This is a genomic window from Serratia fonticola, assembly GCF_001006005.1.
GTDB classification, from domain to species: domain Bacteria; phylum Pseudomonadota; class Gammaproteobacteria; order Enterobacterales; family Enterobacteriaceae; genus Chania; species Chania fonticola.
Map to the genome: position 1 here is coordinate 3183544 of NZ_CP011254.1, position 12448 is coordinate 3195991.

The 12448-nt window shown below is 53.6% G+C and carries 10 protein-coding genes; 6 read left to right on the top strand and 4 right to left on the bottom strand.

Features of this window, described 5'->3' with window-relative positions; all coding sequences use genetic code 11:
* The first annotated feature begins 57 nt into the window (after window positions 1-57).
* The gene (gene malZ / locus WN53_RS14100; protein ID WP_024483914.1) at window positions 58-1881 is read left to right on the top strand and encodes a maltodextrin glucosidase; all 1824 of its coding nucleotides are present in this window, start codon (window positions 58-60) and stop codon (window positions 1879-1881) included.
* An 84-nt stretch (window positions 1882-1965) separates the two neighbouring features.
* Here malZ and ggt read toward each other — a convergent pair whose 3' ends face one another.
* From ggt to WN53_RS14115, 3 genes are all read right to left on the bottom strand, one after another.
* On the bottom strand, window positions 1966-3729 hold the full coding sequence (gene ggt / locus WN53_RS14105; RefSeq protein ID WP_024483915.1) for a gamma-glutamyltransferase: 1764 nt from the start codon (window positions 3727-3729) through the stop codon (window positions 1966-1968).
* A 227-nt stretch (window positions 3730-3956) separates the two neighbouring features.
* Window positions 3957-4559 carry a peroxiredoxin C gene (locus WN53_RS14110; protein WP_024483916.1) on the bottom strand — a complete coding sequence of 201 codons (603 nt, stop codon included), beginning with the start codon at window positions 4557-4559 and terminating at the stop codon, window positions 3957-3959.
* Window positions 4560-4789: 230 nt separating this feature from the next.
* Window positions 4790-5371 carry an ACP phosphodiesterase gene (locus WN53_RS14115; RefSeq protein ID WP_024483917.1) on the bottom strand — a complete coding sequence of 194 codons (582 nt, stop codon included), beginning with the start codon at window positions 5369-5371 and terminating at the stop codon, window positions 4790-4792.
* Between the two features lie 117 nt (window positions 5372-5488).
* On the opposite strand from WN53_RS14115, the gene queA reads away from it, so the two are divergent.
* A complete protein-coding gene (gene queA, locus WN53_RS14120) occupies window positions 5489-6559 on the top strand; it encodes a tRNA preQ1(34) S-adenosylmethionine ribosyltransferase-isomerase QueA (RefSeq protein WP_021805506.1) in 1071 nt (356 codons plus the stop codon).
* A 126-nt stretch (window positions 6560-6685) separates the two neighbouring features.
* Here the strand turns inward: queA and WN53_RS14125 are convergent, their stop codons facing one another.
* Window positions 6686-7651, bottom strand: a complete 966-nt coding sequence (locus WN53_RS14125) for a hypothetical protein (protein ID WP_024483918.1) — start codon at window positions 7649-7651, stop codon at window positions 6686-6688.
* Window positions 7652-8075: 424 nt separating this feature from the next.
* Here WN53_RS14125 and tgt point away from each other — a divergent pair, with 424 nt between their 5' ends.
* Genes tgt through secF form a run of 4 tightly spaced genes read left to right on the top strand, consistent with a single transcriptional unit; the run spans window position 8076 to window position 12418 of the window.
* Window positions 8076-9200, top strand: a complete 1125-nt coding sequence (tgt, locus tag WN53_RS14130; protein ID WP_021805505.1) for a tRNA guanosine(34) transglycosylase Tgt — start codon at window positions 8076-8078, stop codon at window positions 9198-9200.
* A gap of 33 nt (window positions 9201-9233) precedes the next feature.
* Window positions 9234-9566, top strand: coding sequence for a preprotein translocase subunit YajC (gene yajC / locus WN53_RS14135; RefSeq protein ID WP_021180200.1), 333 nt, complete (start codon window positions 9234-9236; stop codon window positions 9564-9566).
* 25 nt (window positions 9567-9591) lie between these two features.
* A complete protein-coding gene (gene secD / locus WN53_RS14140; RefSeq protein ID WP_024483919.1) occupies window positions 9592-11439 on the top strand; it encodes a protein translocase subunit SecD in 1848 nt (615 codons plus the stop codon).
* 10 nt (window positions 11440-11449) lie between these two features.
* Entirely contained in the window at window positions 11450-12418 is a 969-nt protein-coding gene (secF, locus tag WN53_RS14145; protein WP_024483920.1) for a protein translocase subunit SecF, read from the top strand.
* Window positions 12419-12448 lie beyond the last annotated feature (30 nt).

Below are 12448 nucleotides of genomic sequence, written 5' to 3' on the forward strand. Positions count from 1 at the left end.
ATGGTGCGTGGCATTGCATTCGTCGTCGATTTGGTTTGCTACATCAGGAGAAAATTCATGCTAAATGCCTGGCATCAGCCGGTTCCACCTTTCGTGGTGAATAAGGGGCAGCGTCTGGAAATCGCTTTGTGGTTACAAAGTGATGAGTTGCCTGAACAGGTTTTTCTACGCGTCGAGCCGGACAATGAAGAGTGGTTGCTGATCATGAAGCCGAAGGCAGTAGAGGGGCTGTGGCGCTATCAGGCCAGCCTGACGCTGCACGAAGGGGAACCGGTACGGCGCTACTGTTTTAAACTGCTGTGGGCCGATCGTCAGCAGTGGTTTGGCCCGCAGGGCTGGTCGCTGACCCCGCCGGGGCAGCTGGCACAGTTTGCCGTGGATGAGCCAGATAGCAGCCCAGGCTGGGTGGCCGATCAGGTGTTTTATCAGATTTTCCCCGATCGCTTTGCCAGCAGCGGCGGGGAACATGGCATCCAGAGTGGCAGTTATCACCATCATGCCGCCGGAAGTGATGTGATACGTCGTGACTGGCAACATCCGCTTGAGGATGAGCACGCTGCTTCGACTTTCTATGGTGGCGATCTGGATGGCATCAGCGAGAAGCTGCCCTACTTGCAGCGGCTTGGCGTCACCGCCCTGTATCTGAACCCGATTTTCACCTCACCCAGCGTCCATAAGTACGATACCGAAGATTACTATCAGGTCGATCCCTACTTTGGCGGTAACGACGCCTTGCTGCGTTTGCGAGTAAGCACTCACAAGGTGGGAATGAAACTGGTGCTGGACGGCGTATTTAACCATACCGGCGACTCCCATCCGTGGTTCGATCGTTATCAACAGGCAGAGGGTGGCGCGTGCCATCATCCCGATTCGCCTTATCGCGGCTGGTTCAACTTCTATCCAGACGGTAACGTGCTGAGCTGGAAGGGCAATACCAATCTGCCCAAGCTCAACTTTGCCGAACCGCAGGTGGTCGATACCATTTATCGGGCGGACAACAGCGTGGTACGCCATTGGTTACGCCCACCGTACAGCATCGACGGCTGGCGGTTGGACGTGGTGCATATGCTGGGGGAAAACGGCGGTGCAGCGGGGAATCTACATCACCTGGCCGGAATGTATCAGGCAATCAAGCAAGAGAACCCAGATGCCTATGTGCTGGGTGAACATTTTGGCGACGCGCGCCGCTGGCTGCATGCCGGGGTGGAAGACGCGGCCATGAACTATATGGGTTTTGCCTTGCCGGTTAGGGCGTTTCTGGCCGGTGTCGATGTGGCTTATCACCCGGTGCTGCTGGATGCGGCAGACTGTGCGAACTGGATGGACGGTTACCGGGCCGGATTGCCCCATAACCGCCAACTGATCCAGTTCAATCAGTTGGATAGCCATGACACGGCGCGTTTCTTGACCTTGCTGGATAACAATCCGCGCCGGATGCAGATGGCGGCGGTGTGGCTGCTGGCGTGGATTGGCGTACCTTGCCTGTATTACGGCGATGAGATTGGTCTGGATGGCGGCAACGATCCCTTCTGCCGCAAGACGTTCCCTTGGGACGAAAGCCAATGGGATCGGCCACTGTTGGCCTTGTTCAGCCGCCTGACGGCACTGCGTAAGCAGAGCAAGGCGCTACGCCGTGGCGGCTGCCAGGTGCTGTATGCGCAGGGGGAGACGCTGGTGTTTGTGCGTACTTACCAGCGGGAGCAGGTACTGGTGGCGTTGCAGCGCAGCGGTAGTGGAGAGGTCGAACTGCCTTATAGCCCGCTGTTGCGAGAGGGGAAATGGCAGCTTGTGGAAGGGGAAGGCGAACGGGTTGCACAGGAAGGTGGCCTGCGGTTGCAGCTAGCGGCCGAGTCGGCCAGCGTGTGGCGGTTACGTGGGTGATGCCCGGCAATGTTGCTGAATAGGTAGGGGCGCCGCATGCTGCGCCCTTACAGTGTGAGTCGGTGACGTTTGTCAGCAGTCTCGTTAATACCCTACAGCAGATCCTGCCGGGCGGCGTACGTCGTTGGCTCCGTACAGGTAGCCCTCACGTACGCGTCCAGAAACGGCAGAGTCATTACCCGAGTTGGCCGGGCTGACACCCGCTGCACCCGGTAATCCCACCAGAATCAGTTCCGCAGCGCCCCAAGGGGTTTGCTCAACCATCTTGTAGCCCATCTCCTTGAGGATTCTCATCGTATCGGCAGAGACACCGCGCTGTTCGTAATAGACCTCATCCGGCAACCATTGATGATGGATCCTCGGGGCATCCACTGCTTCCTGCGGGGCCATGCCATGATCGATCACGTTCAGCGCGGTTTGCAGCGTGATGGTAATGATGCGTGAACCGCCTGGCGAGCCGAGCACCATAAAGATTTTGTTGTCTTTGGTCACCAGCGTAGGGCTCATGGAGGATAGTGGGCGCTTACCGGGGGCGATGGCGTTGGCCGTTCCCTGCACCAGGCCATAGAGGTTCTTCTCACCGACCTTGACGGTAAAATCATCCATTTCATCGTTGAGGAAGAAGCCGGTGCCCGGTGCGATCACCACGGCGCCAAAACGGCCGTTGACGGTATAGGTGGTCGACACCGCATTCCCTTCATGATCGACAATCGAATAATGGGTGGTTTCCGGTTTTTCGTGCGGCTCCATCCCCGGTTGTACATTGACAGAAGGCGTAGCCTGATTGGCGACGATTTTCTTACGGATCTCATCGGCGTAGCTTTTGCTCACCAGCCGATCTATCGGATTCTTGATAAACTCGGGGTCGCCGAGATAGGTATTGCGGTCCATATAGGCATGGCGCATCGCCTCGGTCATGGTGTGGATCGTCGCAGCCGAGTTAAAGCCCATGCTTTTCAGATCGTAGCCCTCAACGATATTGAGGATCTCGCACAGCGTGACGCCACCGGAGCTAGGTGGTGGCGCAGAGACGAATTTATAACCGCGATAGCTACAGGTGATCGGCGTAGCCTCGGTCACTTTGTAGTTGGCGAAATCGGCGGCGGTGAGGATGCCTCCCCCTTGTTTGGCGGCTGCTTCAACCGCCTGTGGGATTTTGCCCTGATAGAATGCGGAGGGACCTTCTTTGGCGATGGCTTCCAGCGTGTTAGCCAAGTCGGTTTGCACTAGGCGATCGCCCGGTTGTAGCGCAGAACCGTCTTTACGCAGGAAGATTTTGGCCGATTCCGGGTCTTGCTTGAAGCGTGCGACGGTGGTGTCGAGAATATCGGTATCGGCTCGCGTCAGGATAAAGCCCTCACGGGCCAGCCTGATGGCCGGTTCCATCACCTGCTCGCGGCTCAGCTTGCCGTACTTTTTACGCGCGGTCTCCATTCCCAGCACCGTTCCCGGCACGCCAGCGGCCAGATAACCATATAGGCTGGCGTCTTTTTTCACCTTGCCTTGCGCATCCAGATACATATCGGCACTGGCCGCCGCCGGAGCGGTTTCACGGAAGTTGATAAAGGTATCGGTGCCATCGGCCAGGTGCAGGGTCATGAAACCGCCACCGCCGATATTGCCGCAGCAGGGGTTAACCACCGCTTGGGCATAGCCGACCGCGACCGCCGCATCCACCGCGTTGCCCCCCATCTTGAGAATATCTACGCCGACCTGTGAGGCCAGATGCTGCGAGGTGACCACCATGCCATTTTGCGCTTCCACCGCTGGGTTAGAGGCTGCATACAGCTGGCTGCTGACCAGCAAGGCTGCCAAGGTCAGCGGTTGACTCCACTTTTGCAAAAACATAACGACTCCTGTGTTGATCCCTGTGTTTTTATTTGTCCCGCAGGTGCTGCAAAGCGCAGGCCAACCTATGAAGAGTAGCTATGGATAGGGAATACGACGGTAGGAGGAGTGAAAAATGTGAAGCGAAACAGGGGAATATTGCACTGAAGGGGGGCGGTCGCACCGATTTTGGGCATAAAAAAAACCGGCCAGCAGGGCTGACCGGTTCTGACACTTACAGGCTGAAATTACAGCTTGGAAGCGTTCTCAGACAGGTATTTAGCTACACCGTCTGGAGATGCGCCCATACCTGCTTTGCCTTTTTCCCACTGAGCTGGGCACACTTCGCCGTGCTCTTCGTGGAATTGCAGCGCGTCAACGGTACGGATCATTTCGTCGATGTTACGGCCGATTGGCAGGTCGTTCACGATCTGAGAACGCACAATGCCGTTCTTGTCGATCAGGAAAGAACCACGCAGGGCAACGCCCGCTTCTGGGTGTTCGATGCCGTAAGCTTTCTGAATTTCGCGCTTAACGTCAGCAACCATTGCGTATTTCACTTCACCGATGCCGCCTTTGTCGACAGGGGTTTTACGCCATGCGTTATGGACGAATTCTGAGTCGAAGGAAACGCCTACAACTTCAACGCCGCGCTTCTGGAACTCTTCATAGCGGTGATCGAAAGCGATCAGCTCAGAAGGACATACGAAGGTGAAGTCCATCGGCCAGAAGAACAGTACGGCTGGTTTGCCGTTCAGGTGCTTCTTCAGGTTGAAGTTTTCTACGATTTCGCCATTGCCTAAAACGGCTGCAGCGGTGAAGTCAGGGGCTTGACGAGTTACCAGGACCATAATTACTCCTGTAATAGTAGTTCAATGGGTTGATGTAAAAGCAGGGGCCAGTATAAGGGCCACCACTCGGTGAGGGAAGGGTGAAAGACCAATCAATGAGATAGCTTCCACCTATCAAACCGAGAGAATAAATCCAGCAGTCTTTCAAAATAACCTTTTCGTACAAAAGGGCAAGGACAAAAAGCCACATTCCGTTAACTGAATGAGTAATAGGGCTTTTTATCCGGCGATCACAATGACTTGTTTCTGGCCTGTTCCATCATACGGGGATAAAACTGCCAGAACTGTGTTTCAAGCTGATGATACTGGCGTTCCACGTCGGCAAAGGAGCCAGCCAATGCGGCCAGCCGTGGGCGGCGGCTAGCCATGCCTGCCAATACATCGCCGATAAACGGCAGCTCGGCGTAACGCTCCAGCCAGCGTTCGGGCCAAAGATAGCTGTTCAGGTTCTGGAAACGCTGCGGCGTCTGCGGCAGATGCGGCACAATCACGCTGCGAGCCTGCTGGGTGAAGGAGTGCAAGCTGCAGGTTGGCTCAAGCTGTTGCCAGTGGCGAGCCAGAAAGTGATCCCAGACCACGTCGAGCGTAATGGGGGCGACGCGGCGGTATTGCGGGCTGAAATAGTCGCGGCAGGCTTTGACTTCCGGCTGGATATCGGTCAAAACATCGACGCGCCGATGCATCATGATGCCAGCCACTACCGCCGGATCGTAATCACCTGCGGGGTTGCCGCGCACGAAATCGGCGAGCAGGTTGCCAAGCAGCGAGCTTTCCGCAAGCTGGGCCAAATGGAGATGAGCGAGAAAATTCATCTGCCAACTATAACCCAAGTCATGCAATTCCTCCTTATTCCTTGCTGCTTGTCGCCCGCGGCTTTAGACTGTACCGCCTGTTTTTTCCCAATTAGCTAGCTGAAGAAGTGAATACCCATGCGCGTCGCCGATTTTTCTTTTGAGCTCCCCGAGTCTTTGATTGCCCGCTATCCACAGCCTGAGCGCAGCGGTTGCCGTTTGCTGCAGCTGGACGGGCCAAGCGGAGGCCTGACGCACGGCGTGTTCACCGATCTGCTGGATAACCTGGAGGCGGGCGATCTGCTGGTGTTCAACAATACCCGCGTGATCCCTGCGCGCCTGTTTGGCCGCAAGGTCAGCGGCGGCAAGATAGAAGTGTTGGTCGAGCGGGTGTTGGACGATCATCGGGTGCTGGCCCATGTACGTGCCTCCAAATCCCCCAAGCCGGGCACCGAACTGCTGCTTGGCGATGACGAAAGCATTGCCGCTACCATGGTCGCGCGCCATGACACGCTGTTTGAACTGCGCTTTAACGACGATCGTGACGTGTTCACCATCCTCAACGCGGTGGGCCATATGCCGCTGCCGCCGTATATCGATCGCCCGGATGAAGACGCCGACCGCGAGCTGTATCAGACCGTCTACAGCGAAAAGCCGGGTGCCGTAGCGGCCCCGACGGCGGGCCTGCATTTTGATGAGCCACTGTTGGCTGCGCTGCGCGCCAAGGGCATAGAGATGGCGTTTGTCACCTTGCACGTTGGCGCTGGCACCTTCCAGCCAGTGCGGGTAGAAACCATTGAAGAGCATGTGATGCATGCGGAATACGCCGAAGTGCCGCAGGATGTGGTGGATGCGGTATTAGCCTGTAAGGCGCGGGGCAAAAGGGTGGTTGCCGTGGGCACCACTTCGGTACGTTCGCTGGAAAGCGCGGCCAATGCCTGCCAGGATGCGCTGATTGCGCCTTTCTTCGGCGACACCAGCATCTTTATCTATCCGGGATATCACTATCAGGTGATCGATGCGCTGGTAACCAACTTCCACCTGCCGGAATCCACTCTGATCATGCTGGTTTCGGCGTTTGCTGGCTATAAAAACACCATGAACGCCTATCATCAGGCAGTGGCCGAGCAGTACCGTTTCTTCAGCTACGGCGATGCGATGTTTATCAGCCGTAATCCACTGGCGGAAAGCGAATCCGTCGGGGAATAAATTCCCGGGTTACGCACACTGCGTGGCCCTGTTTTTATGGCGACTGATGAAGAGAAATCAAGCTTGATGCTTGGGAACGTTATGGCGTATTACTCAGTCGCATTGGTATGAGTACAACGCCTGCTATTATAGACAGGTGTTGACTATTGAGTTCAATATAAGAGAATCCGGGCGTAGGCTATTATGATAGTAAATGTAATTGTTTAACATTACGGATTTTCTTCTTTTTATGTCCAATAGTTCTTCAATAGAAGATTCTAATGTTTCCTCGCATGAGAATGGTAGGTAATTTATATTTTTATTGAAGTTACCTACGCTCGAATATTTCAGTTCTTCTGATATTATAGCTCGTGATGCTGAAATGTACTCTGCAAATCGCCAACCAGTGGAGAAGTGAAGACCATTTGAAGTTATGCAAATGTCATGTTCTTTTATCGCCTTTATGAAGTTGGCGCGTTTTACCATTTTTTGATGGATTATATACTTACTCGCAATCTTTCTCGTGAAAGGTGTTTCGCCTACGCCGAAGGTTGCAATTTTTTTATATTTATTGGATAGCGTGTCCAATATGAGGAGTCTGGTCTTGTTTATATTATCAATCTCTTCAGCTGTTGATAAATCTTCACAAGGATCCCAAAGGCCCGTTAGGAATAAGATTCTAGGTTTTTTGAAAGGTTTTGGCAAACACTCTAGATCGCTATGACGTATGATCCCCTTGCCAACAAAGCGTTTAAAGCTATTATTGAGCCAGTCAATTTTTGAGTAATCAGGGATGATGTTGTAGTTAAACCCAATAGGTTTGCACTTTTCATATAGATGGCCTAACTGTGGTGAGTAACTTCTTTTATAATAGACGTCACACCATTCATAATCCATCAGTGAGAAAAAACCCCTGTCGATTTGATCTCCATCATGGCCATCATATATGAAATTCACACCATCAATAGTAGCCCGTAGTATTTTATCTGAATAACGATCGTTTTTATCGATTGAATCTATATGCAACATTCCTTTTTTATGGAGCATCATAAAACCATAAAGATATTGGTTTATGTGGTGAGATTTTTTGAAAGATAGAGATACATGCACCATTAATTATTGCCTATTTTTTATAACCATCAATATAGCGCTCTAGTGAGGTTGAGTGCTTTTCTTTACCAGTATTTTATCAGTTGCGGCCTGAGATAGAAAGCCTGAGCCACAAGTATGCTCTGGATGCTGAGCTAGAAGCGACTGAGCTGCAAACTATTCCCGAACTAACCTCAGCCGAGGAGCCCGTACTGATAGAAGAGTTGAAGATGTGACAACCAGGCAGGGAGACTGAGTGTGGGAGGGATTGAAGGTTTTAGGTGGAGATATGAGAGGGGGGGATAGAAAAGTTGGTACAATAAAGGAAAAATCACCAAATTTTGCATACGGACATTTTGCGGGTTGGCTTGTGTCGCGGCTTACAGCGTTGTTATGATGCACCCAATTTTGTCAAACATCAGACTGTTTCTCTGATGCTGGAGGTTTTGTGAAGTACGAATTACAGACAACCGATGGCCGTGCTCGTCGCGGCCGCCTGGTCTTTGAGCGTGGCGTAGTGGAAACCCCGGCCTTTATGCCGGTGGGCACCTATGGCACGGTCAAAGGCATGACGCCGGAAGAAGTGAAAGATACCGGTGCGCAGATCCTGTTGGGTAACACCTTCCACCTGTGGCTGCGCCCAGGGCAGGAGATCATGAAGCTGCACGGCGATCTGCATGACTTTATGCAGTGGCACGGGCCGATCCTGACTGACTCCGGTGGTTTCCAGGTGTTCAGCCTGGGGGCAATGCGCAAGATTAAAGAGGAAGGCGTTTATTTCCGTAACCCGATCAACGGCGATAAAGTGTTCCTCAGCCCGGAAAAATCGATGGAGATCCAGTACGATCTGGGGTCTGACATCGTGATGATTTTCGACGAATGTACGCCTTACCCGGCGGATTGGGACTATGCCAAGCGTTCGATGGAAATGTCTCTGCGTTGGGCGCAGCGCAGCCGCCAGCGTTTTGATGAACTGAATAACAACAATGCGTTATTCGGTATTATCCAAGGCGGTGTTTACGAAGATTTACGTGATGTATCGGTAAAAGGGCTGGTGGAGATCGGCTTTGATGGTTACGCTGTGGGCGGTTTGGCGGTAGGTGAGCCAAAAGAGGATATGCATCGCATTCTTGAACACGTTTGCCCACAGATTCCAGAAGATAAGCCACGCTATCTGATGGGAGTTGGCAAGCCGGAAGATCTGGTTGAAGGCGTGCGTCGCGGTATCGACATGTTCGACTGCGTGATGCCAACGCGTAATGCCCGTAACGGCCATTTGTTCGTGACGGACGGTGTGGTAAAAATCCGTAATGCCAAGCACAAGGATGATACTTCCACGCTGGACAGTGAGTGCGATTGCTATACTTGTCGCCATTATAGTCGTGCCTATTTGCATCATCTCGATCGCTGCAACGAGATTCTCGGTGCCCGATTGAACACCATCCATAACTTGCGCTATTACCAACGTTTGATGGCGGGTTTACGCCAGGCCATTGAAGAGGGTAAATTAGAGCTGTTTGTGGCGGATTTTTATGGTCGGATCGGCAAACCGATACCACCTTTAAACGCTTGAATTAATAATTGAAAATTTAATGAGGGAATTTTAATGAGCTTTTTCATTTCCGATGCAGTGGCAGCAGCAGGGGCTCCGTCTCAGGGTAGCCCGTACTCTTTGATCATTATGCTGGTGGTGTTTGGTCTGATCTTCTATTTCATGATCCTGCGCCCACAGCAGAAACGTGCTAAAGAGCACAAAAAACTGATGGACTCCATCGGCAAGGGTGATGAAGTGTTGACCACCGGTGGCCTGATTGGCCGTGTCACTAAAGTGGCAGATACCGGTATTATTGCCATCGCGCTGAATGACACCACGGAAGTGATGATCAAGCGTGACTTCGTGGCGGCCGTTCTGCCGAAAGGTACTATGAAGGCCCTGTAATTTTGTTTTCCCTAAGGGAACTGCCGTGCTAAACCGTTATCCTCTGTGGAAGTATCTGATGCTGATCGTAGTGATCCTCGTCGGACTGCTATATGCGCTTCCCAACATTTACGGAGAGGATCCGGCCGTACAGATCACTGGCGCGCGCGGAGTCGCCGCCAGTGAAACTACGCTGGACCAAGTCCGTACTGTATTAGAAAAAGACAATATTGCGAGCAAGTCGATTGCGCTGGAAAACGGTGCCATCCTGGCTCGCTTTAAAGATCCTGACGTTCAGCTGCGCGCCCGTGAAGTCTTGATGGCTGAACTGGGTGACAAATATGTCGTCGCATTGAACCTCGCCCCGGCAACGCCTGCCTGGCTGGCGATGCTCAACGCCGAGCCGATGAAGCTGGGTCTGGATTTACGTGGTGGTGTGCACTTCCTGATGGAAGTCGACATGGACACCGCGCTGAGCAAGTTGCAAGAACAAACTATGGATACCCTGCGCAGCGAGCTGCGTGAAAAGGGCATTCCTTACGCTGCGATCCGCAAGTTGGACAACAACGGCGTGGAAGTTCGCTTCCGTGACAACGCCGCTCGCGACCAGGCCATCAGCTACATGACGCCACGTCAGCGCGATCTGGTGCTTTCTGCCAACGGCAGCAACACCCTGAAAGCAACGATGACCGACGCTCGCCTGAGCGAAGCACGTGAGTATGCGGTGCAGCAGAACATCACCATCCTGCGTAATCGTGTCAACCAGCTCGGCGTTGCCGAACCGTTGGTACAGCGCCAGGGTGCCGATCGTATCGTCGTTGAGTTGCCAGGTATCCAGGATACGGCGCGCGCCAAAGAAATTTTGGGTGCGACCGCTACGCTGGAATTCCGTCTGGTGAATACCAACGCGGATGCGACCGCTGCGGCCAATGGCCGTGTGCCGGGTGACTCCGAGGTGAAATACACCCGTGAAGGCCAACCGGTTGTGCTGTACAAGCGTGTGATCCTGACCGGTGACCACATTACAGACTCCACCTCCAGCACCGATGAGTACAACCAGCCGCAGGTCAATATCTCGCTGGACAGCGCTGGTGGTACTGCCATGTCCAACTTCACCAAAGACAGCATTGGCAAGCCAATGGCAACGCTGTTCGTGGAGTATAAAGACAGCGGCAAGAAAGATGCCAACGGCCGTTCCGTGCTGGTGAAGCAGGAAGAAGTGATCAACGTGGCGAATATTCAGTCACGTCTGGGTAACAGCTTCCGTATCACCGGTATCAGCAACCCGAACGAAGCACGTCAGCTGTCGCTGCTGCTGCGTGCCGGTGCGTTGATTGCGCCTATCCAGATCGTGGAAGAGCGGACCATTGGTCCAACCTTGGGGCAACAGAACATCACCCAGGGCCTGGAAGCTTGCCTGTGGGGCCTGGTGGCTTCGATCGTCTTTATGGTGGTCTGGTATCGCAAGTTTGGTCTGATCGCTTCTACCGCGCTGATGGCTAACCTGGTGCTGATCGTTGGCGTAATGTCTCTGCTACCAGGGGCGACGCTAACCATGCCGGGGATTGCCGGGATCGTGCTGACGCTAGCGGTGGCGGTTGACGCCAACGTACTGATAAACGAACGTATCAAGGAGGAACTGAAGAATGGACGATCCATTCAGCAGGCGATCCATGAGGGCTATAAAGGCGCGTTCTCCAGTATCGTTGATGCCAACGTCACGACGTTGATCACCGCGATCATTCTGTACGCAGTCGGTACCGGTTCGATCAAGGGCTTTGCAATTACCACCGCAATCGGTGTGGCGACGTCCATGTTCACCGCGATTGTCGGTACCCGTGCCATCGTCAACCTGCTTTACGGCGGCAAGCGCATTAACAAGCTGTCTATCTGAGGAGTGCGTTGTGGCACAGGATTATACTGTTGAACAACTCAACTACGGCCGTAAAGTCTATGACTTTATGCGCTGGGATTACGTGGCCTTCGGCATCTCTTTGGTGCTGTTGGTAGCGTCGATCGCCACCATGTCCGTGCGTGGGTTTAACTGGGGTCTGGATTTCACCGGTGGTACGGTGATTGAAATTACTCTGGAACAACCCGCGAATCTGGACCTGATGCGCGATACGTTGGAAAAAGCCGGGTTCCAGGACCCGATTATCCAGAACTTTGGCAGCAGCCGTGACGTGATGGTGCGTATGCCACCGGCGGTCGGTACCGCTGGCCAGGAACTGGGTAACAAAGTTATTGGCGTGATCAACGAATCGGTCGATAAGAATGCGTCCGTCAAGCGTATTGAATTCGTTGGCCCGAGCGTAGGGGCAGAACTGGCACAAACCGGCGGCATGGCGCTGCTGGTGGCGTTGATCTGTATCCTGATTTACGTGGGCTTCCGTTTTGAATGGCGTTTGGCCGCGGGGGCCGTTATCGCCCTGGCGCACGACGTGGTCATCACCATGGGTGTGCTGTCGCTGTTCCATATCGAGATTGACCTGACCATCGTGGCATCCTTGATGTCGGTGATCGGTTACTCGCTGAACGACAGTATCGTGGTATCTGACCGTATTCGTGAGAACTTCCGCAAGATCCGTCGCGGTACGCCTTATGAAATCATGAACGTCTCGCTGACGCAGACGCTGAGCCGTACCATCATGACCTCCGCCACGACGTTGATGGTGGTTCTGATGCTGTACATCTTCGGCGGCGCGATGCTGCAGGGCTTCTCACTGACCATGCTGATCGGTGTGTCTATCGGTACCATATCTTCTATCTACGTCGCCTCTGCGCTGGCGTTGAAACTGGGTATGAAACGCGAACACATGCTGCAGCAGAAAGTGGAGAAAGAGGGCGCCGATCAGCCTTCGATCCTGCCGTGATTGCCCGGTGTGCGGCTGAATAAGCCACGC

Excerpts from the sequence above, each read along its gene's own strand:
- malZ (WP_024483914.1), top strand. The coding sequence starts at position 58 with ATGCTAAATGCCTGGCATCAGCCGGTTCCACCTTTCGTGGTGAATAAG.
- ggt (WP_024483915.1), bottom strand. The coding sequence starts at position 3,729 with ATGTTTTTGCAAAAGTGGAGTCAACCGCTGACCTTGGCAGCCTTGCTG.
- WN53_RS14110 (WP_024483916.1), bottom strand. The coding sequence starts at position 4,559 with ATGGTCCTGGTAACTCGTCAAGCCCCTGACTTCACCGCTGCAGCCGTT.
- WN53_RS14115 (WP_024483917.1), bottom strand. The coding sequence starts at position 5,371 with ATGAATTTTCTCGCTCATCTCCATTTGGCCCAGCTTGCGGAAAGCTCG.
- queA (WP_021805506.1), top strand. The coding sequence starts at position 5,489 with ATGCGCGTCGCCGATTTTTCTTTTGAGCTCCCCGAGTCTTTGATTGCC.
- WN53_RS14125 (WP_024483918.1), bottom strand. The coding sequence starts at position 7,651 with ATGGTGCATGTATCTCTATCTTTCAAAAAATCTCACCACATAAACCAA.
- yajC (WP_021180200.1), top strand. The coding sequence starts at position 9,234 with ATGAGCTTTTTCATTTCCGATGCAGTGGCAGCAGCAGGGGCTCCGTCT.